This window comes from Aromatoleum anaerobium (genome assembly GCF_012910705.2).
Taxonomy (GTDB): domain Bacteria; phylum Pseudomonadota; class Gammaproteobacteria; order Burkholderiales; family Rhodocyclaceae; genus Aromatoleum; species Aromatoleum anaerobium.
Genome location: NZ_WTVG02000037.1, coordinates 109,304 through 134,930, shown reverse-complemented (window position 1 = coordinate 134,930; position 25,627 = coordinate 109,304). Strand labels below are relative to the sequence as shown.

Here is a 25,627-nt window from a genome sequence, read left to right as displayed (position 1 = left end):
GCTCGACTGCAGCATGTCGGGCCGGCGCGGGCGCTGCACCGGGAGAGGCAGCCCGCGCCGTATTTCCCATGCCTCCCGGAAAGCATTTTCCAGCGACAGCGAGGTAAGTCTTCCGAACCCTGAGTTCTTCACGCGCAGCAGCAATCCGGTCTTTTTGGTCCACACCGCAGGAGACAAGAAAACATGAAAATGAAAACGATGCTGATGGTCCTGTCAGGCCTTTTCCTGACAGCCTCCCTGCCGGCCCACGCGCAGGTCAGAATCGGCGTGGTTTCGTCCGCGACCGGCCCGACGGCGCTGGTCGGCATTCCGCAGAAGAACACGGTGGCGCTGCTGCCGGCGAAGATCGGCGACCTGACGGTCGAGTACATCGCGCTCGACGACGCGAGCGACCCGACCGCGTCGGTGACCGCGGTCAAGAAGCTGATCTCGGAACAGAACGTCGACGCGATCATCGGGCCCTCCGGCTCGCCGAACGCGATGGGCGTGATCCAGTTCATCGCCGAGGCCGGCGTGCCGCTGCTCGCGCCGGTCGGCACCGCGGCGGTCGTCACGCCGATGGACGACAAGAAGAAATGGGTGTTCAAGACCACCCAGAACGACGACATCATCGCCAGGGCGCTGATGGAGCACATGGTCAAAAGCGGCGTGAAGACGATCGGCTTCATCGGCGTCGGCGATCCGTACGGCGAAAACTGGCACAAGGTGTTCTCCGCGCTCGCCGCCGCCAACGGCATCCAGATCATCGCGAACGAGCGCTTCCAGCGCCAGGATGCATCAGTCACCGGCCAGAGCCTGAAGATCCTCGGCGCGAACCCGGACGCGGTGCTCGTCGCCGCGGCCGGCGGGCCGGCAGTGCTGCCGCAGACGACGCTGCGCGACCAGGGCTACACCGGGCGGATCTATCAGACCCACGGCGCCGCGCTGCCGGACTTCCTCAAGCTCGGCGGCAAGAAAGTCGAAGGCACGATCCTCGCCGCGAGCCTGATGCTGGTGCTGCCCGAGATCGCCGACAGCAACCCGTCGAAGAAAGTCGCGACCGAGTACATCGCCGCGTACGAAAAGGCGTACGGCTCGCGGCCGGCGACTTTCGGCGCCAACGTCTATGACGCTGGCCTGCTGCTGCAGCAGGCGATCCCGCTTGCCGCGAAGACCGCGAAGCCCGGCACGAAGGAGTTCCGTGCGGCGCTGCGCGACAGCCTCGAGCAGACCACCGAGCTGGTCGGCACGCAGGGCGTCTACAACATGACGAAAGACGACCACAGCGGCTTCGACGAACGCGGCCGCGTGCTGATCGCGGTCAAGGACGGCGGTTGGACGCTGGCGAAATAAGCGTCATCGGGGCGGGGCGCTGCGGGCGCCCGCCCGTCGCGTTCCTGCCGGTTGCGGGCCTGGTCGAGGTGTTGCGCCGGGGGCGTGCTGGCGCAGAGCCGCCGTTTATGGATAACCGGCGCTGCGCGTGACCTCGTCCCGCGTCATCGTCAGCCGCACCAGACCCGCTCCCCAGTCGATGCAATCCAGCGCCTGGACGGGGATCAGGACGTGCCCGCGCGCCACCCAGTTGCGCTTGTCGACGAGCAGGTAGCCGACGCGCCAGTTCTCGTCGTCGATGAGGAAGTCCTCGACGGTGCCGATCGTGCCATCCGTCGCCTCGATGTCGTACCCGACGACTTCGGCGCCGCTGCGCAGATGAGAGCGTTCAGCGGCCTCGATCTCGCGTTCGGCAATGGCTTCCAACTGGCGCCCCTCGTTCCCCGGCCGCAGTTGCGCCGTTCCGAGCAGCATGCCGAACGGGCCGCCGGCCCGGCTGTGCGGGCCGTTCCAGTGATGGCCAGCGCGGTAATGGGCGGCATGCGCCATTTCGTAATGTCGCGAGACGGGGTGCCCGGTGTCGACGGGCGGGCTCTTCTCGATCTGCTCGCGGCTCAGGTTCGTCGGAATCGCTTCGCCGCTCCAGGCGCCCGGGCGAATCGCCCGCGGCGAGATCAGCACCTCGCGCCCGCGCAGCCAGTTCCCGGCCCTGACGACAAAATAGCGCACGCCCCACCACTCGGCGTCGAAGTACACATCCTCGACACAGCCGATCGTGCCGTCGGTGGCATCGATCGAGTAGCCCTGCAGCTTCGTAAGTCGATAGAACATCGCGGCCTCCTTCATGCCGCCGGTGGCAGCGAAAACCGCTCCGTCCGGCGGTCACGGTCTCATCATTCGCCGTGCCAGCCCTTCAGCATCCCTTCGCCGCGCACCGGCCCGCATCATGGTGTCCGATTGGCAAGCCCCATGCCCGTCGACAGCGGGCGGCACGCGGCTTGCCTGCACTTCGCCCCAAGCCGGCGAGGAGACGAGGCCATGACAGATTTCGACATCACGCAGGCGGTGGCGTGCCGAGCGCGAACCGCATCACGCTGTTGCGCGACGCCGAGTGGCTACAAGGTCGTCTTCGTCCCGTTCTCCGGCGGCGCTCCGTCCGGGGAGCCGATCGACGTGCTGACCGGCTTCGTGAATGGCGACGGCGAGGCGCAGGGGCGGCCGGTCGGCGTTGCGATCGACAACCGCGGCGCGCTGCTCGTTGCCGACGACGTCGGCAACGTCATCTGGCGCGTGTCGGCGATGGGGGACGCAGCGGGCGCGGGAACGGCCGGCAGTGGGCGGTGAAGTTCTTTCAAGGCGCTGTAGTTCTTGCCGGGCGGGCCGGCCTCCCACCCATGCAGACCGTCTACGCCTTCGGTGCCTTCTCGACCTCTGCCCGCGCAATATTCAGGCGCATTTCGCGCGTCGCCCAATCGACTTTCGCGACGGCGCTGGTCGGCAGCCGCAGGTGGTCGCTCGGCAGCCAGGTGCGCGTGTCGATGACGATGTCCGTGATCCGCCAGTCGCTGTCGTCGATGACGAAGTCCTCGACGTGCCCGGCCGGCCCGTCGGTTGCGACGAGGCGGTAGCCGATCACCTCCTCGCTGCTGCGCAGATGCGACTCGCGGGCGCGCTGCTCGGCTTCCTTCAGCTCGCGCACGCGCTCGCCGGCGACTTCGCCGCGCGGGGTCAATGTCACCGACGGTTCGCCGCTGATCGGGTGCGGCGACGAGCCCCACAGGTAAGGCCCGTCCCAGTAGAACGGGTAGCCGTAGTAGTTCGCGTGCGCTTCCTCGAACTGGCGTGACACCGGCATGTCCTGGTCCGCCCCCGGACTGTTGCGCACCTGCTCGCGGGTCAGCGCGACCTCGACCTCCTGGTCGTTGCCGGCGTCACGCCGGATCGAGGTCGGCGAGATCAGCACCTTGCGCCCGCCGACGCCGTCGTCGCCCGCCTCGACTTCGAGGTAGCGCACGACCCAGCGCGCGTCGTCCAGATACACATCGCGCACCGAGCCGATCCTGCCGTCGCTGGCGACAAGATGCCGATCGAACAATTCGCCCTTCGCCCTGAGAAGCATGGCTGCCTCCTTGGATTTTGGTGGTCGTAGGCGGTGACCAGCAAACGGCGTTCCACGCAGGGCGGGCGTCCGGCATTTCGCCACCAGGCGCCGGTCGGGCAAGCCCGGCACGAATCCGGCCATCACCGGCCGCCGCCCCCCCCTTCCCGGGGAGTACGGAGACTGCGGGATGCGCCAATAATTTGTTTCCAATCCAGCACCGCCGCGAGGGCTCAGCATGGCATTGCAGGAAGCAGCGGCCGCACAGGCCGTTTCGTTCGGCTCGCTCCGCTACCGCTATTACCATCACCTGATGAACGCCTGCGGCCTCGTCGCCGCGCTGCTGCTCGGCGCGATGGCGCTGCTGGTGTGCGCCGACGTCGTGCTGCGCAACGTGGGCGGCAGTTCGATCGCGTGGAGCACCGAGATGACCGAGTACATCCTGATGGTCGCGACTTTCGTCGCGGCGCCGTGGCTGCTCTATCTCGGCGACCACATCCGCGTGGACGTCCTCGTCCGCGAGGTTTCGGCGCCGATGCGCCGGCGCCTCGAACTCGCCACGGATCTGCTGTGCTTCGTCATCTGCGCGGTGCTCGCGTGGCAGGCCCTCGCCGTCGCCCGCGACGCCGCCGCGCAGGGCAGCCTCGTGTTCAAGGTGCTGGTGATTCCCGAGTGGTGGCTGAACATCCCGATGATCTTCGCGTGCACGCTGCTCGCGATCGAGTTCGCGCGCCGCTTCGCCCGCGCGCTGCCAGGCGCTGGAGGCAATTGACATGGAATGGTACTGGGCACTGCTGCTGATGCTCGGCCTGATGTTCGGGCTGATGGCGATCGGCGTTCCGGTCGCGTTCACGTTCCTCGGCGTGAACCTGGTCGGCGCGTGGGTCTTTCTCGGCGGCGAGGCGGGACTCGGCCAGCTCGTGCGCAACTCGGTCGGTTCGATCACGAGCTTCTCGCTGACGCCGATCCCGCTGTTCGTGCTGATGGGCGAAGTGCTGTTCCACACCGGCCTCGCGTTCCGCGCGATCGAGGCGATCGAACGCCTGATCGCGCGCCTGCCCGGGCGCTTGTCGGTGGTATCGGTGCTCGGCGGCACGACGTTCGCCGCGCTGTCCGGTTCGACGATCGCGAACACCGCGATGATGGGGGGCGTGATGCTGCCCGAGATGTTGAAGCGCGGCTATCACCCGACGCTGGCGATGGGGCCGATCATGGCCGTCGGCGGCATCGCGATGCTGATCCCGCCGTCGGCACTCGCCGTGATGCTCGGCAGCCTCGCGGGCATCTCGATCGCGCAGTTGCTGATCGGCGGCATCCTGCCCGGGCTTCTGATGGCCGCCTGCTTTCTCCTCTATGTCATCATCCGCTGCCGCCTCGATCCGCAGCTCGCACCGATCGACGACGCGGCGCCGGTGGCGGGCGCGTGGGCGCGCTGGAAGCCGTTCGTGCGCGACGTGCTGCCGCTGTTTTCGATCTTCGCCGCGGTCGTCGGCAGCATGCTCGCCGGCTGGGCGTCGCCGACCGAGTCGGCGGCGATCGGCGCGGTCGCGTCGGTGACCGCGACGGTCTGCTACCGCGCGCTGACGCTGCGTGCGCTGCACAAATCGCTGGTCGAAACCGCGCGGGTGTCGGTCGTGATCCTGTTCGTGCTCGTTGCCTCGACAACCTTCGCGCAGCTGCTGAGCTTTTCCGGCGCGACCAGCGGCCTGCTCGGCGTCGTCAGCGAACTGCAGCTCTCGCCGCTGATGCTCGTGCTCGGCATGCTGCTGATCCTGCTCGTGCTCGGCTGCGTGATCGACCAGATCAGCATGATGATGATCACGCTGCCGTTCTTCATGCCGCTTGCCAACGCCGCCGGCATCGACCCGGTGTGGCTCGGCGTGATGATGCTGGTGTCGATGGAGCTCGGCCTGCTGACGCCGCCGTTCGGCCTGCTGCTGATGGTGATGCAGTCGGTCGCCCCGCCGCCGATCCAGCTGCGCCAGATCTACGCGGCGGCCGCGCCGTTCGTGCTGATCGAAATCGCCGTGCTCGGCCTGATCGTCGCCCTGCCCTGGCTCGCGGTCGGCCTGCCGCGGCTGATGCACTGACCCCGCAGCCTCTTTTTCCGGTCCCGCCCACCTCTTACGGAGAACGACAAGATGAGTTCCAGTACCCGCAAACTCGCCATCGGCGCCCTGATCGCACTGCTTGGCAGCGGTGTGCACGCCGCGGAAATCACGCTCAAGGCGGTCAGCGCCTTCGGCCAGGACACGTTCTTCAACCAGCGCTTCAAGACTTTCGTCGAGAAGGTCAACCGCGAAGGCAAGGGCATCGTGAAGATCCAGGTCGTCGGCGGGCCCGAATCCATCCCGCCGCTCGAAGTCGGCAACGCCGTGCGCGCCGGCGTCGTCGACTTCGCCAATACCACCGGGGTGTTCCACGCGACACTCGTGCCCGAAGCGATCGCCGGTTCGCTCGCCGAAAAACCGATCGCCGAGCTGCGCGCGAACGGCGGGCATGCGCTGCTCGACCGCATCCACCGCGAAAAGGGCAACATGGTATGGCTCGCGCGCGTCTCCGACGGCCTGCAGTACCACATCTACGCGAACAAGAAAGTCAGCGGCGGGGATTTTTCCGGCTTGAAGCTGCGCAGCGTGCCGGTGTATCGCGCGTTCTTCCAGTCGCTGGGTGCTACGCCGCTGCAGGTGCCGCCAGGCGAAGTGTTCACCGCGCTCGAGCGCGGCGTTGTCGACGGCTACGGTTGGCCGTCGGTCGGGATCTTCGATCTGGGCTGGCAGGAAAAGACGAAATACCGCATCGAGCCCGGCTTCTACAACGTCGAAGTCGGCTTCTACATGAACCAGAACACCTGGAAGAAGCTCGACGACGCGCAGCGCGCCTTCCTCGAAAAACAGGTGGCGTGGGTCGAGTCCCACAACGTCGACGATCTCGCTGCCGCCGACGCGGAGAAGGCGCGCCAGACCGCGGCAAACATCGAGACGCTCCCGATTCCGGCCGAGCAGGCCGCGCAGTTCCGCAGCCGGGCGTACGAGGCCGGCTGGAAAGGCATCGAGCAGGCGAGCCCGCAGCACGTCGCGAAACTTCGCGAGCTGTTCGGCAGCGGCCGCTGAACCGGTGAGCCCGGTTTCGAACCATGGCTGAGCGCTCGTTCAAGAAGGAAGTCGGGCAGCTGCGCATCCCTGCCGGCGAGGAGTTCCGCGGCGAAGGCATCCTCGCGGTGACGAAAGCGCTGCTGCAGTCGGGCGTCGGCTATGTTGCCGGCTACCAGGGCTCGCCGATCTCGCACCTGATGGATGTGCTCGCCGACGCGAAGGACATCCTCGACGAGCTCGGCGTGCATTTCGAGGCGAGCGCGTCCGAGGCGACTGCGGCAGCGACGCTCGCAGCGTCGGTGATGTACCCGATCCGCGGCGCGGTGACGTGGAAGTCCACGGTCGGCACGAACGTCGCGTCCGACGCGCTGGCGAACCTCGCGTCGGGCGGCGTCACCGGCGGCACGCTCATCATCATCGGCGAGGACTACGGCGAAGGCTCGTCGATCATGCAGGAGCGCTCGCACGCGTTCGCGATGAAGTCGCAGATGTGGCTGCTCGACCCTCGCCCGAACCTCGAATCGATCGTGCAGGCAGTCGAGGACGGCTTCGAGCTGTCGGAAGCGAGCCACACGCCGGTGATGCTCGAGATGCGCGTGCGCTCGTGCCACGTGCATGGTCGCTTCATCACGCGCGAGAACCGCCGCCCCGCTTTCACGCTCGCCGAGGCGCTGGAAAATCCGAAGCGCGACGTCGGCCGCATCGTGCTGCCGCCGGCGTCCTTCGCGCACGAACACGAGAAAGTCCGCGAGCGCTGGCCGGCCGCGGTGAAGTTCATCCGCGAACGCAAGCTCAACGAATTTTTCGATGGCGACGAGGATTACGCCAGCGACGTCGGCCTGATCCTGCAGGGCGGCCTCTACAACGGCGTGATCCGCGCGCTGCAGCTCCTGGGATTGGCCGATTCGTTCGGCAACACGCGCATCCCGCTGTACGTGATGAACGTGACGTACCCGGTCATCGACGACGAAGTGCTCGAGTTCTGCAAGGCCAGGCGCGCCGTGCTGCTGCTCGAGGAAGGCCAGCCGGAGTTCATCGAGCAGAACCTGCACGCGATCCTGCGCCGCGCAGCCTGTGCGACCGTGCTCGCCGGCAAGGACGTGCTGCCGATGGCCGGCGAATACACGACCGAAGTCATGCGCGACGGCATCGCAGCGTTCCTCGCCGCGCACGCGCCGCACGCCCTGGCCCCCGCGCCGACCGCAGTGGCCTCCCCGCCGCAGCCGGCCGCCGTGCCGCTGCGCTTCCACCCGAAGATCGCGGCGCTCGCGACCGTCGTGCCGGCACGCCCTGCGGGGTTTTGCACCGGCTGCCCGGAGCGGCCGATCTTCGCCGCGATGAAGCTCGTCGAGGCCGACCTCGGCGAACACCACATCTCGTGCGACATCGGCTGCCACCTGTTCTCGATCCTGCCGCCGTTCAACCTCGGCGCGACGACGATGGGCTACGGTCTGGGCGCGGCGTCGAGCGCGGCGTTCAACGTCAAGGGCGGCAGGCGCGCGATCTCGGTGATGGGCGACGGCGGCTTCTGGCACAACGGGCTGGCGTCCGGGATCGGCAACGCGGTGTTCAACAAGTACGACGGCGTCATCGTCATCGTCGACAATTTCTACGCCTCGGCGACCGGCGGCCAGGACATCCTGTCGTCGCGCGCGGACAACCCCGACCGCGCGACGAACAACCCGATCGAGGCTGCGGTGCGCGGCGTCGGCGTCAAGTGGCTGCGGGTCGTCGACCGCACTTACGACGTTGCGCGGCTGCGCGACACGCTCGAAGAGGCGCTAACCACACCGGAGCCGGGTCCGAAAGTCATCATCGCCCAGTCCGAATGCATGCTGAACAAACAGCGCCGGGTGAAGCCGATCTTCAACAAAGCAGTGAAGGCCGGCGAGCGCGTCGTCAAGGAGCGCTTCGGCGTCGACGCCGACGTATGCAGCGGCGACCACGCCTGCATCCGCCTGTCGGGCTGCCCGTCGCTGACGCTCAAGGACAGCGGCGACCCGCTGAAAGAAGATCCGGTCGCGTACGTGGACGCGAGTTGCGTCGGCTGCGGCAACTGCGGCGAAGTCGCCGATGCGGCGGTGCTGTGCCCGTCGTTCTACCGCGCCGACATCCTCCACAACCCGACGCGGCGCGACCGCCTGCTCGCGCGCGTGCGCGGCGCGGTGATCGGCTTCCTGCAACGCCGTCGCGCCGCGCGTCTCGCCGGCTCCGCGCTGTGAGGAAACCATGATGAACCGCATCACTCTCCACCCCGGCACGCCGATCAGGATCGCGATCCTTGCGATGGGCGGCCAGGGCGGCGGCGTGCTCGCCGACTGGATCGTCGAGATGGCCGAGCGTGCCGGCTGGTGGGCGCAGACGAGTTCGGTGCCGGGCGTCGCGCAGCGCACCGGCGCAACCGTCTATTACCTCGAGCTGCTGCCCGAGTCGGCCGCGCACGCGGCAGGCCGGGCGCCGGTGCTCGCGATGATGCCGACGCCCGGCGACGTTGATCTCGTCGTCGCCGCCGAGCTGATGGAGGCCGGGCGCGCGATGCAGCGCGGCCTCGTGACGCCGGAGCGCACGACGCTGATCACCTCGACGCACCGCAGCTACGCGGTCGCCGAGAAAGCCGCGCCGGGCAACGGCATCGCTGACCCGAACAAGGTCGTCGACGCGGGGCGCGCGGCGGCGAAGCGGCTGCTGTGCTTCGATCTGCAGCAGATGGCCGAGCGCGCCGGCAGCGTGATCTCGGCGAGCCTGTTCGGCGCGATCGCGGGCGCCAAAGTGCTGCCGTTCGCGCGCGCCGCGTTCGAGGACACGATCCGCGACGGCGGCGTCGGCGTCGGCGTCGAGGCGAGCCTGCGCGCGTTCGCGCTCGGCTTCGATGCGGCCGCCGCGGCGCCCGCGGAGCCGGCCCCGCTCGACACCGCCCGGCCGCTGCCGGACGTCCCCGAGCGCGCGGCCAGTCCGCAGGCGCAGGCGCTGCTCGACGCCGTGAAACGCGACTTCCCGGCGGCCGCACAGCCGATGCTCGTCGCCGGCCTGCGCCGCCTGATCGACTTCCAGGACCTCGCCTACGCGGCCGAATACCTGCAGACGCTCGGCACCCTGCGCGAGCTCGACGAGCGCAGCGGCGGCAGCGCGCACGACTGGGCGCTGACGCGCGCCGCGGCCCGGCACGTCGCAGTCGCGATGAGCTACGACGACGTGATCCGCGTCGCCGACCTCAAGACGCGCGGCAGCCGCTTTGCGCGCGTCCGGAACGAAGTCGGGGCGAAATCTGACCAGCTCGTCTACACGACTGAATTCATGCACCCGCGGCTCGAGGAGATCTGCGGCACGTTGCCGGCGCGGCTCGGGCGCCGACTCGAGAAATCGAAAGCGTTCGGCGGCTTCATCCGCCGCCGCGTCGAGCATGGCCGGCGCGTCAAAACCGGCACGCTGACGGGGTTCGTCGCGCTGTACTGCGCGGCTGGCATGCGGCGGTTCCGCCGCGGCACGCTGCGCCACGCGATCGAGACCGCGCACATGCACGACTGGCTCGCGCGCACGACGCGCATCGCTGCCGCCGACTACGCGCTTGCCGTTGAAGTGCTCGAATGCCGCCGGCTCATCAAAGGCTACAGCGGCACGCACGACCGCGGCGACAAACGCTTCGCCCGGCTGATGGACGCCGCCGAGCAACTGCTCGGCCGGGCCGACGCCGCTGCAACGCTGCACCGGCTGCGCGACGCGGCGCTCGCCGACGAGGCAGGCCACGCGCTCGACGCCCAGCTCGCAGCCCTTCTCCGCGGGCCTTTCACGCCGCCGCAAGAAACCCGCCGGCCGGGTCATGTCGCGGCCTGACGCGTCGCGGAGCGGACGCGTTTCCCCCGGCCACCGTCATGTTCGTTGCGCACGCCGCGCCGCCCGGGGCCGAATAGAATGAAGCCCCTCGTCGAATTTCCCGCTCCGCCCATGCCCCCGCCGCCATTCCCGTCCCTGTCGGCCCCCGTATGGGCGAGCGCCTTCCGGCCGTTCTACCTGCTCGGCGCACTCTATGCGCCACTGCTGATGGCAGTCTGGGCGGGCGCGTATCTCGGCGCGTGGGGCCTGCCGGTTTCGGCCGCGACGCCGCTCGCGCTGTGGCACGGCCACGAAATGCTCTTCGGTTTCGCCGCCGCGATCATCACCGGCATCGTGCTGACCGCCTTGCCGAGCTGGGCCGGCACGCCGGAAATCCGCGGCGGCCGGCTCGCGCTGCTGGTCGCGCTGTGGCTCGCCGGCCGGCTGGCGAGCTGGACGACGCCGTGGCTGCCGCCGCTGTCGGTCACCGTCGCCGACAGCCTGCTTTTCGCCGCGCTGTTCGTCATGCTCGCGCCGCAACTGTGGCGCGCGGCGAACCCGCTCTACCTGCTGCTGCTGCCGATCCTGGCCGCGCTCTTTGGCGCCAACCTCGCCTATCACGCCGGAATTGCCGCTGCCGACCCGGCCCTGGCCGGCCTCGGCCTGCGCGCCGGCGTCTATGCGGTGATCGTGCTGTACGTGCTCAAAGGCGGCCTCCTCACGCCGATCTTCACCGGCAACGCGCTGCGCGAGAAAGGCCGCGGCGACCAGGCGCCGTTCCGTGCCGGCCTCGATGCCGCGGCAGTCGTCGTCGTGGTCGTGCTCGCCGGGCTCGATCTCGCCGGCGCACCGGCGCACTGGACCGGCACTGCGGCGCTCGCCTGCACGGCCGTCCACGCGTGGCGCGTCGCACGCTGGCAGGGCTGGCGCGTCGCCGACGTGCCGCTCGTCCTCGTCATGCACCTCGGCTTCGCGTGGCTGATTTTCGCGTTCGCGCTGAAAGCCGCCGCGGAACTCACCGGCGTCGTCGCGGAAGCCGCGTGGCTGCACGCCTTCACCGTCGGCAGCCTCGGCATGATGATGATCGGCCTGATGGTGCGCGTGAGCCTGCGCCACACTGGCCGCCCGCTCGCGCTGCCGCACGCGATGCGCGTCGCCGGCGTGCTGTTGTTCGCCGCAGCCCTGGTCCGGCTGGCGGTGACGGTCCACGATCTCGGCGCATGGGCGGTCGCGGTCGCTGCGCTGGCATGGATAGCGGCCTTCGTGATCTACCTTGCGCGGTTCGGCACGATCCTCGTCGCTCCGAGCGTGGTGCGCGGCAGCAAGCGTTAGGCTATCGGCGTAAGCGGCATCCCTCGCCGGGAGCGCTCCCGACAGGTAGCCGGCTTTCGGCGGACACAGGAAAAGAAGCGCGTTGAGGGCTTCTTCCGGCAGGTGCCGGCCGGAATCAATATGTAAAACCTTCTGCCTTCTACGTCTTGAACTCCTCCGTCAACCGCCGCATTTCGCCGGCCAGGCGTTCCAGCTTCTCGCTCGCCTGGGCAGCGTGCCGGGATACTTCCACGGTCTCGTCGGACAGGCGCAAAGCATGGTCGATGCTTCCCGAGATGCCTTCGACCGCCTTGTTCTGGGAATTGGCGGCCGCCAGGATTCGCCCGTTCAGGTCGGACATGCGCGTGATCGAATCGAGAATTCCGTCGATCACGGTTTGCGCCTGGTTGGCGTAGCGGACACCGGTCTCACCGCGCGCCTTTCCGGCGTTCATGGCCTCCACGGCCTGGCGGTTGCCTTCCTTGATCCGTCCCACCATGTCCTGGATCTCGTGGGTCGAATGTGTCGTGCGCTCGGCCAGCTTGCGCACTTCATCCGCGACCACGGCAAAGCCGCGCCCCTGCTCGCCGGCCCGGGCTGCCTCGATGGCCGCGTTGAGCGCGAGCAGATTGGTCTGGTCGGCGATGTCGCCGATCACCCGCAGCACTTCCTCGATTTTCGTGGTGTCCGCGGCAAGCCGCTGCACCACGTTGCCCACTGCGGCCATGTGTTCGGCCAGCTCCTGGGTGCCGCGCATGGACTCGGTCAGCACCTGGCGACTCTTTTTTGCCTCCTGGTCCGCAGCGGCGGCGGCATCCGACCCGATCGAGGCGTTTCTGCTCGCTTCACCGACCTGCTCGGTGAGATGACCGACCGCCTCGGCCATCTGCTCGGTCATCTGCTTCTGCATGCTCGAATGGCCGCTTGCGCGATCGCTTATGTGCAAGGTGTCCTCGGCAGCATGCGCCAGCAGCGCCGAGTTTTCCGAAACCTGCCTGAACACTCCCTGGAGCCGCGCGATGAAGACGTTGAACCAGTGTGCGACCTCGGCGAACTCGTCTCCGCTGCGCTCCGAGAGGCGCTTCGTGAGATCCGCCTCGCCCTGCGCAATTTCCTGCAAGGCCGACTTGACCGACAGCAAGGGCTTGACCACCACGGCCCTGATGCCCAGATACAGGGCAACGACGATGATGACGTCGAGAACGAGAATCTCCCCCAGGATCAGGAGCAGATTGTGCCGGAGTGCCTGGTCCAGCGTCTCGGTCGAGATGAACACGGTCGCCGTGCCGACGGGCGTCGGTTTGCCGTCATTGTTGAACACCAGGCTGACCTGGCGAGACGGCCCGTCGTGTTTCGCCACGGTCGCCGCGGCAACGATCTGTCCGTTCTCGCGGACCACGCCGCCGCTCACCTTGCCCGATTCGTCGCTGATGAGGATGCCGTCCACCAGTTCCGAACCGGCTTCCGATACCAGCACCTTCTGCAACTGCTCCTGATCGAGATTCCACAAAATCCCCGGCAGGGAAATCTGCACCCTCCCCGTGACCTGGTCCAGCTCCTTGTCGATCTGCGCCTGACGGTTCTTGCTGGCCTGGTAGTAGTTCAGTCCGCCGAAGGCGGCCAGGACCGCCGAGATGATGACCACATACAGGAGCGTCAATCGCCCGCTGATTGTTCTCAAGTAGCCCATGCTGTTCCTCTCGCTCGTGCCGGGGAGCGGCCCGGATATCGGGCCGCGGGGGATGGGACGCGACGAGCAGCGTCGTTAGTCGACGTAAGGATGGTCGATGGCGGCCATGATCTTTTCGAACTTGCCCCCTTCGCGCAGCTTTCCGATAGCTTCGCTGAGGAACTTGTCCGCCGGTCCGTTCTCGCCGCCCTTGGGAAGAATGGCCTTCACCTCGAAGCGCTTGTAGAGCTGCCTCTTGATATTTTTCAGGCCGTTGGATTTGACCAGGGGATCGGTGGCGTCATCGGCGAATATGAAACCGTCGATACGCCCCAGTTCGAGTTTCTTCAGGCTGCCTTCGATGCTCGTCGAGGGTTTGATGTCGAACGGGAAGTAAGGCGTGTGAGCGGCGTCCGTTTCGAGCGAGGCACCGGCCAGGTTGTTCGGATCCAGCGGCTTGTTCTTGTTGGTGTACAGGACGAAATTCACGTGAAATATGGTCGCGGTGGACAGGCTGAAATTAGCCTTCGACATGTCCAGCGGTTTGATGAGGGGCATGTGGAAGTCCGCCTGCTTGTTCTCCACGTCCTTCATCGAGCGGGAAAACGGAACGACCTGGACATCGATGGATTTCTTCGACGTGTCGGCGATCGCCTTCACGAGGTCGACAAGCACCCCCTTGTCCAGACTTTCCGCGTACATCGGCATCTGGGCCAGACTGGCCTTGTAGTCTGCAGCCCCGGCGACGAGCGGCGCGACGATCAGACCGGACAGCAGAAGCAGCTTCCTCAACATGTTCTCCTCCAATAGATGGCAATGCAGGGTCGGCCCGCGATCCGCCCGGGCCTCGGAAACTTCTCCCGGGCTGGGTCGCAAACTCGTTGTGGGTGCGCGACCGCGGCAACGCTCGCAGCGGCAGCACGTTCACAACAACGGCATATGAGTATGGGAACTTTAGGGAAGCATTCGACAAATGAATGAAGAATTTGCGGCTTCGGGTCTTGCTGGTCAGGGGAGACGAACCTGTTCCCCGTCCGGGCGATACATCAGCAGATGGCTGACCAGGCCGCCCTGGATCGACTTGATCATGGATTCCAGCGCTTTCTGCGTCGCCTCGTCGCTCGGTTCCCGATCCCCCTGCCCGCCCAGGCAGCCGACGAACACCATGTCCCAGGGTTTCCCCATGCGCTGCGATTCCTCGACCAGCTCGGCGAAACTGTGGATTTCGTCAGTCTTCTTGTCCACGTACATCACCGGCGCGAGCGCGCCGCCCTGGCCGTTTTCGAAGCGGCGCTTCTCTTCCGGCGTCGCGCCTTCGGGCAGTTCCGCCCGGGCGAAAACGAACAGCAGCCGCTGCGGTTCGGGCTGCTGCCGCGCCGCCTCCAAGAGGCTTTCAAACCCTGAAATGACCATTTTCCTGCCCTTGCTGTGATGGAAACAAAGCCATTTTGTCACAGCCCGCCCGGCCTGCGCGCCGCTTCCTCAGCCCGCGGCGACAGCTTTCGCGAGGGCTTCGAACGGGATCAGCACGCAGCCGTGGCGGCTGCGATGCTGGCGCACCGGCTCGAACACCGCCAGTTCGGCCCAGCCGGCCGGCCGCTCGCCGCCGGCAAGCATCGCCGCGACTGCGGCGCGCAGCGCTTCGGCCTCGGCGGAGGACAGGCCGACGCCGTGCAGGCCGATCACCGAAGCGGCGGCGCGGCACAGCAGGCAGCCTTTCACCTCGTGCGCGAGTGCGACGATGCGACCGTCGGCAACGCTGACTTCCATGCGCACGCGGTCGCCGCACACCGGGCTGTCGCGCATCGCCGAGCCCGACGGCGCGTCGAGCTTGCCGGCGCCGCATGCCGCCGCGGCGAGTTCCTTGATGCGCTGGTTGTAAAGGGCTTCAATCACGTGACCGGCTCCTCGACGATGCCGCTGCCGGCCTGGGCGACCAGCGACGCTTCGGCCTGCGCGAGATCGCCGGGCCGGTCGACATCGACGAAGATCGCGTCGTCGTCGATCGCGACCCGCTTCACGCGGTCGGCATTGTGTTCGAGGAGGCCGCGCGCGCCCTGGTCGCCGCAGATGCCCGCCATCGCGGCGAAGAACTCGCGCGGCCACAGAATCGGATTACCGCGGCGGCCGTCCTTCTCGGGCATGACGATCGACGGGGCCGCGGGGTCGAAGGCCGCGATGACGCGATCGACATGTTCGGCGGTGATCCGCGGCATGTCGCCGAGCAGCACGATCACCGCGTCGATGTCGTCCGGCAGCGCCGCGATGCCGTGGCGCAGCGAGCTCGACATGCCCTGCGCATGGTCCGGGTTATCGACGAGCGTCGCCCCGCTCGTCGCGAGCGCCGTCCCGACCGCTTCGGCTTCGTGGCCGACGACGACCGTCACCGACGCGGCGCGCGACGCGCGGGCCGCATTGACGGCGCGCAGCACCATCGGCACGCCGCCGACCTCGATCAGCAGCTTGTTGGCGGCGCCCATGCGCGACGACTGTCCGGCCGCCAGCACGAGCGCGGCGACGCGCGGGGCGCCCGGCCGGGGCGGCGGCGCTGCGGAACCTTCGCTGTCGCCGTCCTCCGCGTCTTCTCCCGCGGCGTCTTCCGCTTCGAGCGGACTGCGGATCAGGCCGCCGACGCCCAGGCGCATGATGTCCTCGCGCGTCGGGGCGAGCCCGGCGAGCAGCCGCTGCAGCACCCAGTCGAGTCCGTTCGTGCGCCGCGAGCGGCCGCAGCCGGGCATGATCACGACCGGCACGCTGCCGACATGCGCCAGCACGAGCATGTTGCCCGGCTCGACCGGCATGCCGAAATGGTCGATCCGCCCGCCGGCGGCGGTGACCGCCGCGGGCGCGATGTCGTTGCGGTCCTTCGCCACCGTCGCGCCGCAGACGAGCACCAACTCGCAGCCGGATGCGAGCGCCTGGCGCACCATCGCTTCGAGCGCCGCGCGCTCGTGCGCGCAGCGCAGCACCAGCGCGAGGCGGCTGCCGAGCGCGTCGAGGCGATGGCGCGTCGCGGCGACGGTTCCGGCGAAGATGCTTTCCTTCATGCCGGGAAGCTCGCTCATGATCAGCGCGACGCGGTGCGGCTTCAACTCGGCGACGCGCAGCAGCGGGCCGGCCGAGGCGATCTCGCGGCACGCCTCGATGAGGCTCGCCGGCACCGCGAACGGGATGATCTTGACGGTCGCGACGACCTGGCCCGGGCGTGCCACCGCGTGCTGCGGCAGCGTGCCGATCGCGACCGCCTCGTCGAGCAGGTTGAGGCGGTCGATGCGCTCGATGTCCACCTGCACGACGCCGCGCAGCGACGCGTGCAGGTTGCAGCGGCCGGTGTAGGGCGGGCGCGTCGCGGCATTCGTATCCGGCCCGGTCAGCAGCGCCGCGATCTGCGCCGCGGCGGCGTCTTCCGCGACATCGCCGGGCGCCAGGCGCGCGCCGAGGACGGTGTCGATGCCCGCCTCGCGCAGCCACGCGAGATCGGCATCGACGAGCGTGCGGCCCTTTTTCAGCGTCCTGCCGCCGGCCTTCAGGGTATGCGCGAGCATCACGCCCGCAGCCGCATCCGTGTCGAATTCACCGAAAATCATGGGGGTCTCCAGGACCGTGGCGGGTCCGTTCCGGGCGTGCTCCGGTCATCTTGCGCGATGCCTCGCCTGCACCACCTGGGCGAGGATCGCGACGGCGATCTCGGCCGGTGCGCGCCCGCCCAGATCGAGCCCGACCGGCGCATGGATGCGGGCAATCGCCTCCTCCAGCCCGGCCTCGGCGAGCCGCGCGACGCGCTTCGCGTGGGTCCGCGTGCTGCCGAGCGAACCGATGTAGAACGCGTCGCTCTGCAGCGCGACGATCAGCGCCGGATCGTCGAGCTTCGGGTCGTGCGACAGCGTGACGACGGCGGTCTGCGCGTCGATGCCGAGCCGCTCCAGCGCCTCGTCGGGCCATTCGGTCGTCACGCTGACGCCCGGCAGGCGCTGCGGCGTCGCGAACGCGCGCCGGGGGTCGACGACGATCACTTCGAAGCCGGCGATCGCGGCCATCGGCGCGAGCGCCTGCGCGATATGCACCGCGCCGACGATGACGAGCCGCGGCGCGCTGACGTGGCAGCGCGCGAACAGCGCGCCGTCGGCCGACGCCAGTGCGCCGCTGCGGTCGGCACGCAGGCGCTGGCGCGTCTCGGCGAGCTGCTCCGGCGTCAGCGCCAGCGCGCCGGAAAATCCGTCCTGGTTTTGGTTTTCGCTTTCCTCTTCGTGCACCAGCGCCTCTTCGCCGTCGGCAAGCCGCGTGACCACCGCCACCGGCCGCTTCGCGCGGCGATCGGCGAGAAGCTGCTCGAACATCGTCGCTTTCATTCGATCCGCTCCACGAGGACCTGCACCCGGCCGCCACACGCGAGGCCGACCTCCCACGCCTGCTCGTCGCTGACGCCAAACTCCAGCAGGCGCGGCGTGCCGTCGGCGATGACCTCTTTCGCTTCGCTGATGACGGCGCCCTCGATGCAGCCGCCGGACACCGAGCCCAGGAACGCCCCGCTCTCCTCGACCGCGAGATGGCTGCCTTCGGGGCGCGGCGACGAACCCCAGGTCCGCACCACGGTCGCGAGGGCGACGCCACGGCCCGCCGCACGCCAGCGCCGCAGCTGCTCGAAAAGTTCGTCGTCGGTCGCGGGCGCCGCCGGCATCGCGTCGCTCGCCCCCGAAGGGGTCGCGGCGCGCAGCCGCCGCCCGATGCCGATGACGTGCGCGTGCGCGTCGATCCGCTCCACGAGCTCGGCGATCCCTTCGCCGCTCGTCGCGACCGTGCGCAGCACCGGCACCGTCCAGTGTTCGTCGCGCTGCAGTCCGCCGCTCGTCTGCAGGTCGAGCATCGTGCGCGCGGCGAGCGGCGAGTCGCCCTTGTTCACGACGAGGATGTCGGCAATCTCGAGGATGCCCGCCTTGATCGCCTGCACTTCGTCGCCGAGTCCCGGCGGACACACGACGACCTTCGTGTCGGCGACGCGGCCGATCTCGACTTCGGACTGCCCGACGCCGACCGTCTCGACGATGACGACATCGAAGCCCGCGGCGTCGAACACATCGACGAGCTGCGCGGTCGTGCGCGACAGGCCGCCGAGGTGGCCGCGCGACGACAGCGAGCGGATGAAGACGCGCTCGTCGGCGCCGTGCCCGCCCATCCGCACGCGGTCGCCGAGCAGCGCGCCGCCGGTGACCGGGCTCGACGGATCGACGGCGACGACCGCAATGCGCCGGCCGCGCGCGAGCAATTCACCGAGGAGCGCATTGATCAGCGTCGATTTGCCGGCTCCCGGCGCACCGGTGATGCCGACGACGTGAGCACGGCCGCGGTGCGACGCGAGACTCGCGAGGAGTTCGGCGGCGCCGGGCCGGGCGTTTTCGATCGAGGTCAGCGCGCGCGCCAGCGCGGGACGCGACCCGCCGATGACTGCGACCGGATCGATGTCTTCGGAAAGGCTCATGGCTGCAGTGCCGTTTGTTTGACTTCCAACCATCTTGCCCGTGTGCGCGCGCTCGCGCAACCGCGCATGCGGCGTCAGTGCCGTGGAAACACGAGCCCGAAGTCCTCGACGAAATCGGACAGGCCGGCATCTTCGAGGGCTTCGAGCGTCCTCAGCATGTAAGGGTGCAGCTTGCCGCAGCGCACGAGCGGCGCGACCTGCGCGAGGCCGTCGGCGAGGAGCTCGGCGAGCGCGTCGCGGTCGGCGACAAGCAGCATCGCGACGTCGTCGCCGAACTCGCCGTCGTAGCCGCGCAACGCGACGCTCGCGCCGTCGCCGGTGCCGCGCCAGACGAGCACGCTGCCGCGGCGCGCGGCGAAATCGTACTTCGTCAGCACCCCGACCGACGCGTCGGCCGCAGCGAGCCCCTCGCGGTCGAGCATCGCCTTCCAGCGCGCGCAATCCAGAATCGCATCGTTCATCTCATCGTCCTCGGCGCCGCCCGGCGCGCGTGCGCCGGGCTCGTCGCGTCCCGTTCAGGCCGGCAGCATCGCCGTGACCTCGATCTCGACTTTCGCGCCCTTCTCGACGAAGCCGGCGACCTGCAGCGCCGTCATCACCGGGAAATGCTTGCCGATCAGCTCGCGGTACACGGCGCCGATTTCGGCCAGACGGGCGTTGTACTCGACGCTGTCCGCGAGATACCAGTTCATCCGCACGATGTGGGCCGGGCGCGCGTCGGCTGCGGCGAGGACCGCGACGATGTTGCTCAAGGCCTGGCGGACCTGGGCGACGAGATCGTCGCTGCGGAACTGCTCCTGTTCATCCCAGCCGACCTGGCCGGCGACGAACACCATGCGCCCGCTGGCGACGATGCCGTTTGAATAGCCCTTGGGACGTGCCCATCCGGGCGGTTGCAGAAATTGCATCAGTTCGGTCTCCTTCCGTTTTCGAGTGGGCAGTGCAACCGCGCCCGCTGTCTGGGTGCGGCTGCACTGCCGTTTGCGTGACGGCGCCGGCTTAGATCCGCACGCCGAGCCGGTAGCCTTCGTGGATCGCGGCGTCGAGTCCGCGCGCGATCACCGCGTCGCCAGCGCCGTGCAGCTCGTCGACCATCCACTGGAATTCGTGGAACAGGTCGTGGTTCGCCTTGCGCGGCCCGGACACGATGACAGTGTCGGCTTCGACGAAGACCTCCTCGCCTTTCGCGTTTCTCACCGTCGCGCCTTCTGCCGTCACTTTCGTCAGCACCGAAGACGTCAGCGTGCGGATGCCCAGTTCCTCGATCCAGGCCGAGTGGCGCCACTTGAACGACGGCATGACGTCGCCGGCGATGCGCTTGTCTTCCTCGACGAGCACGACTTCGTGGCCCTGCTTGCACAGCGACTCGGCCAGCGTCAGGCCGATCTTGCCGGCGCCGACCATGATCAGGCGCTTGCCCGGGGTGACCTTGCCGGTGGCGACGTCGAGCGCATCGACGAGCTGCTCATGGCCTTCAATGTGGCGATAGGCTTTCATATCGGTGCGCGAGCCGGCCGCGACGATGCAGACGTCGAACTGGTGCAGGATGCTGCGCATGAACTTCGCGTTGGCTTCGGTGTTGAAGCGCACGTCGATCTCCATCTTGCGCGCCATCGTCTCGTAGTACTTGATCACCGAGATCAGGTCGTCGGGCCGCGCCAGGTCGTTCGCGGCATACCCCGCGAGGCTGCCGCCGATGCGGTCGCCCTTCTCGAACACGGTGACGTCGTGGCCGCGGCGCTTGGCGGTGATCGCCGCTTCCATGCCGGCCGGGCCGGCGCCGATGATCATGATCTTCTTCTTCACCGCGGCCGGCGTGACGTGGTATTCGGGCTCGACTTCGTGGCCGAGCGCCGGGTTCATCGCGCAGGTGTAGGGCAGGTCGCGGAACAGGCGCGACAGGCAGTTGAGCGACCCGATGCAGCGGCGCACTTCGTCGAGCCGGTCTTCGGCCGCCTTGTGCAGCAGTTCGGGGTCGGCGAGCATCGGGCGGCACACTTCCCAGTAGTCGAACACGCCGTCGGCGATGCACTGATTGGCCATCACCGGGTCGGGCAGGCGGTTGCCGAACGTGATCAGCGTGTTCGGGAAGAGCTTCTTCGCCTTCGCCGACAGGTAGTTCCAGTGGCCGGGCGCGACGTCGCGGCCGATCGACGACTCGGGCGCTTCCTGCCAGCCGACCGTCACCGAAATCATGTCGACGCCCGAATCGACCGCCTGCTGCATCAGCTCGAAGCACTCGTCCTCGCTGTTGCCGCCCCAGCGGTCCATCAGCTCGGCGCCGTTCAGGCGCACGACGAGCGGATGCTCGGGAGTCGCCTGCTTGATCGAATCGATGAGTTCGCGCATGAAGCGGCCGCGGTTCTCGATCGAGCCGCCGTATTCGTCGGTGCGCTGGTTCGTGAAGCGCGAGTTGAAGTTCGCCAGCAGGTAGCCCATGAAGCTCGTCACTTCGGTGCCGTCGAAGCCGGCGCGGATCGCGCGCTTCGCGGCGTCGGCGTGCTGGCCGATGATCGCGCGGATCTGCTCTTTCGTGACTTCCCTGGGCGGGCGGAAGTGCGGCAGCGTCTGCGGCACGACCGACGGCTGGATGCAGTAGCCCAGATCGATGCCGCCGTAGCGCCCGGCGTGCAGGATCTGCTGGATCGCGACCGCGCCGCCGTCGTGGATGTACTGCGCGATGGTCTCGAACTGCGGCAGGAACTTGTCGTCGAACAGCGCGACCTGGCGGAAGTAGGACTTGCCTTCGCCGAGCGGGTCGGGATACGCGCCCTGGTTCGTGATGATGCCGGCGCCGGTCGCGGCGATGACGCGCATGCGGGCGAGCTCGCGCGGCGTGATGTAGCCGTCGCGCGTGTTGTAGTTCGACACGCAGCACGCGCCGTACTTGACCATGTTCTTGGTCGGGTACTTGCCGATCTGGCCGGGTTTGAACAGGTGGGGGAGCTTGAGCTCGCCGGGTCGGGTCATGCGGGTCTCCAGTGGATTTCGTTGCTCATGAACGAAGCGTTGCGGGGATGCGGGTAAAAACGGGGTACGGGCCGCAGCGGGGCGCGCGGGAACTGCGCGACGCGCACCGCTCCATGCCGATTGCGTCGCGGCGTCACGCGGCGACGGCCGCGGTCTTTCGTCCTGTCACCGGCGGCAGGGAATCCATGAATGCCCTCAGGCTGTCGCCCTGCATCTCGCGGATGAGCGCGACGACTTCGCCCAGCGACGAGGCACACACGCACGAACAGGCCGCGGGGAAATCGATCCCGCTGCGCGTCTGCGGCACCACGGGCGCGTCGGCGGCCGCGTCGTCTTGCTCGAGTTCCCGAATGAGCATCATCACATTGCCCAGTGCTGTCATGGCCTTTCCTCCTTCCAGGGATCCGCCTCGTCATTGGGGCGGCTGAACATGGATTCAATATAGCCATGCGCCGTTTGCGGCACCCCCCCCATGCGGGAGGGGTTTGCGCGATGCTCAGCCGCGCGCCCATGCGGGCGTTCGCGAAGGACATTCGCCGTACTTGTTGCGGGGCAAACCCACTCGCGCACGCTCAACGGCAGCTTCGATACGGCATGCCGGCAGTCCGAGCAGCGCTTGCTGGACGGATACCAGCGGTCGACGCCGATCAGCGTGCGCCCGTACCACTGCGCCTTGTATTCGAGCTGCCGCACGAACTCCGACCAGTTCGCATCGCTGATCGATTTCGTCAGGCGGGCGACCACCGCAGCGCCCGGCCTTCGTTTCAGGCCGGGACGAGCGCCAGCACGCGCAGCGGGCTGCCCGAGCCGCCGACGAGCTTCAGCGGCGAGGCGACGAGCACCGCGCCGGTCGGCGGCAGCTGGTCGAGATTGCACAGGCTGGCAAGGCCGAACTTGCCGTTGCCCTGCATGATGTGGTGCGTCCAGAACGGCGGATCGAAGGAGTGCGCCTGGCCCGCGTCGGTGCCGACGGTCTCGACGCCGATGCCGAGCACGTCGCGTTCGAGCGCGAGCAGTTCGGTCGCATCGCGGTCGAAGCCGGGTGAATGCGGGCCGTCTTCGCGGCAGTTCAGGAACTCGTCCGCGCCGACGCGCTTCGACCAGTCGCTGCGCAGCAGCACCCACGCATTCGGCGGAATGCGCCCGTGCCGGCTTTCCCATTCGAGCAGCGCGTCGCGCGTCAGCAGATAGTCGGCGTTCGCCGCGGCCTCGCGGCTGATGTCGATGACGCAGGCGGGACCGACGAGGCGGCGCGGCGGAATCGTGTCCACCGTCCCTTCGCTGCGATCCTTGCCGCTGATCCAGTGCACCGGCGCGTCGAAATGCGTGCCGGTGTGCTCGCCCATGCGGATCGTCCGCCAATACCACGCCGGCCCCTGGTCGTCATAGTGCGAGATCGTCTCGAAAGTCACCGGCGGCGAATTCGAAAACGGCGCCGGCAGGCCGAGCACCGGCGTGTCCGGGCCGAGCGGCTGGGTCAGGTCGAGGACTCTGACAGTCCCCGTTGCGAGCGCGTCGACGAGCTGCGTCAGGAGGGTTCCATTCGATGTCATCTTGTGCTTTCCTCGGTTTCGTTATTGAAAGTGCTCGCCATCATCGAAATTTCTCCTTCGTCGCTGCCATCGAGTCGCGTGCGCTGGTCGTGCGGACAGACAACGATGCACGAGCCGCAGCCGGTGCACTTGTCGCGATCGGCCATAACGATCCCGTCGGCGCGGGTCTCCGCCTTCGCGAGCGTTGGAGTTTCGCGACTGCTCAGCGGCCTGAAGGTATGGCAGTCGCCGTGAGGCAGCTATCCCGTGATTGCGGCGCCTATCCCGGAAATGCCCGTCTTTCGACGGGCCGGTAAAAACGCGGCGCAAAAACCGCGCGCCTGTGCTCGGATGACCCTGCATCGCCCCCTGATCGACAACGCGTCTCATTAACCACAGAAAAACGGCCTTGAGCTATGTTGAACGATGACTTCAAGGTGCTGTTGTCCGGACCCACAAGGAGAACATGATGAAAGGCGACAACCAGGTAATTGATCATTTGAACGCGTTGCTGGCAGGCGAAATGACGGCCGTGGATCAGTATTTCACCCATTCGAGGATGTACGACAACTGGGGGCTGCCCAAGCTGCACGAACGGATTGCCCATGAGATGTCGGAGGAACTCGAGCATGCCTCCGGCCTCATCGCGCGCATCCTTTTCCTGGAAGGCACCCCCGATCTCAGGGCAATTGCACCGTTTTGTCATAACCCGAGGCGCTCATATGGCCAGCCCGAGTAACTCTTCGCGAAAGTCATCCTCCATGCAGGCGAGCAGTCGCTTGGACTTGATGCTGGCCTTGCGGGTGGTGTTGTGGCGCAGCAGGTTCAGTACGATGTGGCGCAGCACCACGAAGTTGTTGGCCGCATAGCCTCGGCGCACACGGGACTGATCATCGTTGAACTGCACATCGAGCGACCAGTGAAGCTGATTTTCGACCGCCCAATGGCTGCGCACGGCCTGCGCAATTCTGGCGGCATCTGCGGGCAGGGAACTGATGTAGTAATGGCGCTCGACGCTGGTCTTGCCGTCGACGGTGCGTTCGCGCTCGACGAGCGCAAACGATTGCAGCCCGGCCCACTGCTCGGACTTGTACAACTGGCTGACCGCATCATAGGCCCAGCAGCGGCGCACCTCCACACGGCCGTGGCCCTTGGTTTGTTCTTCGAAATGCGAAGCCGGCGCGATCTTTTCCGCCACGCCGGCCAGGGTGAGCAGAATCGAGTCGGTCAGCGTGGGGTGGTTGTCTTTGACGCACAACACGTAGTCTGCGCCACGACTACGGATGGTGCGGGCAATCGCTGCCTGGGTGCCCATCGCATCGATCGTGACGATGGTGCCTTCGAGCGCCAGCATGGCGAGCAACTCGGGAATCGCTGTTATCTCGTTGCTCTTCTGATCGGTGGCGCGCTGCCCCAGCACCAGACCCATCCCGGCGGCAAAGGCGCTGACCATGTGCAACGGCCCCGACGTATCCTTGCCGCCACTGCGCCGACTGGTCTTGCCATCGATGGCCACCACGCTGTCCGGCGCCAGCGCCGGCACCAGCACGCCCACCCAGCGCAGAAAGGCCGCCTCGAAGGCCGCGGGATCGATCATCGCGAGCACCCGGCAGAACGTGTCATGCGAGGGCACGCCCGCCTTGAGCTTCAGGAACTTGCGCAGCCAGGCCAGGTTGGACTTGCCCCACAGCGCCACATCCACGAAATCGTTCGCCCCGCACAGCACCGCGCACACCGCCACCGTCAGCAACTCGGACAGATCGTGCCTGGCCTGCCGCTTGCTGCGCGGGTCGGGTACCGACACGAACACTTCGCTCACGGGCATCAACTGGCCTGTCTTCATGGGAGTCCCAAAAAGACAGTAAGCTACACAAAATATGACGTTGTGAACAGGGGCTCGCTAAGCGCATGATCGTAAACGGTTTACCTGTATCGGTTATGCATTTTAGGTGCGATTGCCCTGCCCCCGATCTATCCAAGCGCGAGCCCCTGCAGATCGGCCAGACGGTCCCCGATATGCTGAAGAACGACCTCGCTCTGGAATTGAAGGTTGTCGGCCACCTGAAGAATGTGATTGCCTACTGCGAAACGGTCAAGGACTACCAGACGCGCGAGATCCTTGAAGGGATGCTGGCGGACACCGAAGAGGATCACACCTACTGGCTGGAAAAACAGCTCGGCCTGATCGACAAGGTAGGGTTGGAGAATTATCTGCAGTCGCAGATGTGAGCCCTGCCATGGAAAGCGATCACGTGGTCGGCATCCAGGCGGATTCCGATGTTCTCGCCGATGGGGTGGTTGTGGTGGGTCGAAACGAGGGAAAGCACCCGTGCCCCGCTCTTCATTCTCAAAATC

Annotated in this window: 27 protein-coding genes; 10 read left to right on the top strand and 17 right to left on the bottom strand. The window is 67.5% G+C overall.

The window, feature by feature from the left end:
• Positions 1-183 precede the first annotated feature (183 nt).
• Complete coding sequence (locus GO606_RS06635; protein WP_169118392.1) at positions 184-1,332, top strand: ABC transporter substrate-binding protein; 1,149 nt, start codon at positions 184-186, stop codon at positions 1,330-1,332.
• Between the two features lie 105 nt (positions 1,333-1,437).
• On the opposite strand, the gene GO606_RS06630 is transcribed toward GO606_RS06635, so the two are convergent.
• Positions 1,438-2,142: a PRC-barrel domain-containing protein gene (locus GO606_RS06630; RefSeq protein ID WP_169118393.1), complete on the bottom strand. Its 705-nt coding sequence runs from the start codon at positions 2,140-2,142 to the stop codon at positions 1,438-1,440.
• 207 nt (positions 2,143-2,349) lie between these two features.
• Here GO606_RS06630 and GO606_RS06625 point away from each other — a divergent pair, with 207 nt between their 5' ends.
• Entirely contained in the window at positions 2,350-2,655 is a 306-nt protein-coding gene (locus GO606_RS06625) for a hypothetical protein (RefSeq protein WP_246979420.1), read from the top strand.
• A 61-nt stretch (positions 2,656-2,716) separates the two neighbouring features.
• On the opposite strand, the gene GO606_RS06620 is transcribed toward GO606_RS06625, so the two are convergent.
• Entirely contained in the window at positions 2,717-3,430 is a 714-nt protein-coding gene (locus GO606_RS06620) for a PRC-barrel domain-containing protein (RefSeq protein ID WP_169118394.1), read from the bottom strand.
• Between the two features lie 217 nt (positions 3,431-3,647).
• On the opposite strand from GO606_RS06620, the gene GO606_RS06615 reads away from it, so the two are divergent.
• From GO606_RS06615 to GO606_RS06590, 6 genes are all read left to right on the top strand, one after another.
• Entirely contained in the window at positions 3,648-4,181 is a 534-nt protein-coding gene (locus GO606_RS06615) for a TRAP transporter small permease (RefSeq protein ID WP_169118395.1), read from the top strand.
• A 1-nt stretch (position 4,182) separates the two neighbouring features.
• A complete protein-coding gene (locus GO606_RS06610; RefSeq protein ID WP_169118396.1) occupies positions 4,183-5,499 on the top strand; it encodes a TRAP transporter large permease in 1,317 nt (438 codons plus the stop codon).
• Positions 5,500-5,550: 51 nt separating this feature from the next.
• A complete protein-coding gene (dctP, locus tag GO606_RS06605; RefSeq protein ID WP_169118397.1) occupies positions 5,551-6,522 on the top strand; it encodes a TRAP transporter substrate-binding protein DctP in 972 nt (323 codons plus the stop codon).
• A 23-nt stretch (positions 6,523-6,545) separates the two neighbouring features.
• Positions 6,546-8,726, top strand: a complete 2,181-nt coding sequence (locus GO606_RS06600; protein ID WP_169118398.1) for a ferredoxin family protein — start codon at positions 6,546-6,548, stop codon at positions 8,724-8,726.
• A gap of 7 nt (positions 8,727-8,733) precedes the next feature.
• The gene (locus tag GO606_RS06595; protein WP_246979418.1) at positions 8,734-10,335 is read left to right on the top strand and encodes an indolepyruvate oxidoreductase subunit beta family protein; all 1,602 of its coding nucleotides are present in this window, start codon (positions 8,734-8,736) and stop codon (positions 10,333-10,335) included.
• A gap of 78 nt (positions 10,336-10,413) precedes the next feature.
• A complete protein-coding gene (locus GO606_RS06590; protein WP_169118400.1) occupies positions 10,414-11,646 on the top strand; it encodes an NnrS family protein in 1,233 nt (410 codons plus the stop codon).
• Positions 11,647-11,785: 139 nt separating this feature from the next.
• On the opposite strand, the gene GO606_RS06585 is transcribed toward GO606_RS06590, so the two are convergent.
• The 14 genes from GO606_RS06585 to GO606_RS06520 all read right to left on the bottom strand — a co-directional run bounded on the left by GO606_RS06585 (position 11,786) and on the right by GO606_RS06520 (position 23,445).
• Positions 11,786-13,315, bottom strand: a complete 1,530-nt coding sequence (locus GO606_RS06585; RefSeq protein WP_169118401.1) for a methyl-accepting chemotaxis protein — start codon at positions 13,313-13,315, stop codon at positions 11,786-11,788.
• 75 nt (positions 13,316-13,390) lie between these two features.
• A complete protein-coding gene (locus GO606_RS06580) occupies positions 13,391-14,101 on the bottom strand; it encodes a substrate-binding periplasmic protein (protein ID WP_169118402.1) in 711 nt (236 codons plus the stop codon).
• 201 nt (positions 14,102-14,302) lie between these two features.
• Positions 14,303-14,707: a ribonucleotide reductase subunit alpha gene (locus GO606_RS06575; RefSeq protein ID WP_169118403.1), complete on the bottom strand. Its 405-nt coding sequence runs from the start codon at positions 14,705-14,707 to the stop codon at positions 14,303-14,305.
• Between the two features lie 69 nt (positions 14,708-14,776).
• Positions 14,777-15,190: an iron-sulfur cluster assembly scaffold protein gene (locus GO606_RS06570; RefSeq protein WP_169118404.1), complete on the bottom strand. Its 414-nt coding sequence runs from the start codon at positions 15,188-15,190 to the stop codon at positions 14,777-14,779.
• On the bottom strand, positions 15,187-16,881 hold the full coding sequence (locus GO606_RS06565) for an NTP transferase domain-containing protein (RefSeq protein WP_169118405.1): 1,695 nt from the start codon (positions 16,879-16,881) through the stop codon (positions 15,187-15,189). Before GO606_RS06565 ends, GO606_RS06570 begins: the two co-directional genes overlap by 4 nt.
• A 45-nt stretch (positions 16,882-16,926) precedes the next feature.
• Positions 16,927-17,643 (bottom strand): XdhC family protein, encoded by a 717-nt coding sequence (locus GO606_RS06560; RefSeq protein ID WP_169118406.1) that lies wholly within the window; start codon positions 17,641-17,643, stop codon positions 16,927-16,929.
• Positions 17,640-18,770 carry a methylmalonyl Co-A mutase-associated GTPase MeaB gene (gene meaB, locus GO606_RS06555; protein ID WP_211166613.1) on the bottom strand — a complete coding sequence of 377 codons (1,131 nt, stop codon included), beginning with the start codon at positions 18,768-18,770 and terminating at the stop codon, positions 17,640-17,642. Before meaB ends, GO606_RS06560 begins: the two co-directional genes overlap by 4 nt.
• A 74-nt stretch (positions 18,771-18,844) precedes the next feature.
• Complete coding sequence (locus GO606_RS06550) at positions 18,845-19,231, bottom strand: hypothetical protein (RefSeq protein WP_169118407.1); 387 nt, start codon at positions 19,229-19,231, stop codon at positions 18,845-18,847.
• Between the two features lie 54 nt (positions 19,232-19,285).
• On the bottom strand, positions 19,286-19,678 hold the full coding sequence (locus GO606_RS06545; RefSeq protein ID WP_169118408.1) for a RidA family protein: 393 nt from the start codon (positions 19,676-19,678) through the stop codon (positions 19,286-19,288).
• A gap of 91 nt (positions 19,679-19,769) precedes the next feature.
• Positions 19,770-21,740 carry an oxidoreductase gene (locus GO606_RS06540; RefSeq protein WP_169118409.1) on the bottom strand — a complete coding sequence of 657 codons (1,971 nt, stop codon included), beginning with the start codon at positions 21,738-21,740 and terminating at the stop codon, positions 19,770-19,772.
• A 133-nt stretch (positions 21,741-21,873) separates the two neighbouring features.
• Positions 21,874-22,122 carry a hypothetical protein gene (locus tag GO606_RS06535; protein WP_169118410.1) on the bottom strand — a complete coding sequence of 83 codons (249 nt, stop codon included), beginning with the start codon at positions 22,120-22,122 and terminating at the stop codon, positions 21,874-21,876.
• Entirely contained in the window at positions 22,119-22,484 is a 366-nt protein-coding gene (locus GO606_RS06530) for a zinc ribbon domain-containing protein (protein ID WP_211166614.1), read from the bottom strand. Before GO606_RS06530 ends, GO606_RS06535 begins: the two co-directional genes overlap by 4 nt.
• A 20-nt stretch (positions 22,485-22,504) precedes the next feature.
• Positions 22,505-23,293 (bottom strand): cyclase family protein, encoded by a 789-nt coding sequence (locus GO606_RS06525; RefSeq protein ID WP_169118411.1) that lies wholly within the window; start codon positions 23,291-23,293, stop codon positions 22,505-22,507.
• On the bottom strand, positions 23,290-23,445 hold the full coding sequence (locus GO606_RS06520; RefSeq protein ID WP_343316184.1) for a 4Fe-4S binding protein: 156 nt from the start codon (positions 23,443-23,445) through the stop codon (positions 23,290-23,292). The genes GO606_RS06525 and GO606_RS06520 overlap by 4 nt, the downstream gene beginning before the upstream one ends.
• A 293-nt stretch (positions 23,446-23,738) precedes the next feature.
• On the opposite strand from GO606_RS06520, the gene GO606_RS06515 reads away from it, so the two are divergent.
• Positions 23,739-24,011 (top strand): ferritin-like domain-containing protein, encoded by a 273-nt coding sequence (locus GO606_RS06515; protein ID WP_246979417.1) that lies wholly within the window; start codon positions 23,739-23,741, stop codon positions 24,009-24,011.
• Here GO606_RS06515 and GO606_RS06510 read toward each other — a convergent pair.
• Positions 23,991-25,115: an ISAs1-like element ISAzo3 family transposase gene (locus GO606_RS06510; RefSeq protein WP_169120938.1), complete on the bottom strand. Its 1,125-nt coding sequence runs from the start codon at positions 25,113-25,115 to the stop codon at positions 23,991-23,993. The genes GO606_RS06515 and GO606_RS06510 overlap by 21 nt on opposite strands.
• 65 nt (positions 25,116-25,180) lie before the next feature.
• Here GO606_RS06510 and GO606_RS06505 point away from each other — a divergent pair, with 65 nt between their 5' ends.
• Positions 25,181-25,501, top strand: coding sequence for a ferritin-like domain-containing protein (locus tag GO606_RS06505; protein WP_246979416.1), 321 nt, complete (start codon positions 25,181-25,183; stop codon positions 25,499-25,501).
• The last annotated feature ends 126 nt before the right edge of the window (positions 25,502-25,627 follow it).